Below are 319 nucleotides of genomic sequence, written 5' to 3'. Positions count from 1 at the left end.
AGCCGGTGCCGTCCGCACGGTCCGCGAACGCCTTGCACCGGCCGTCCGGGGACATCCCCCGCTGGCGGCTGAACGCGATGAACGAGCAGGGGGTGGTCATCACCGAGACGCCGCCGGCCAGGGACAGCGTGCACTCGCGCTGCCGCAGCGAATGGAACGCCAGGTGGAGAGTGAGCAGGGCCGGATCACCCCGCGCCTGCAGGCGATGCTCAACTCACGCGCCGAGACCCTGGCCGCCGGTGACGGCGAGTCGATCGCGGGGCGGCTGGAGAACGCCTCCGCCGACGACATCTTCGCGTTCATCGACAACGAACTCGGC

1 protein-coding gene is annotated in these 319 nt (G+C 70.8%); it reads right to left on the bottom strand.

The features are described 5' to 3' along the window. On the bottom strand, nucleotides 1–178 hold a 178-nt coding region (locus UK12_RS39165), incomplete at its 3' end, for a beta-ketoacyl synthase N-terminal-like domain-containing protein (RefSeq protein ID WP_442973937.1). Nucleotides 179–319: the final 141 nt, after the last annotated feature.

Origin of the sequence: Saccharothrix sp. ST-888, from assembly GCF_000955975.1 — a bacterium.
GTDB lineage: Bacteria > Actinomycetota > Actinomycetes > Streptomycetales > Streptomycetaceae > Kitasatospora.
Note: the sequence above shows the minus strand (reverse complement) of the source record. Positions and strands in the feature narration are given on the sequence as shown.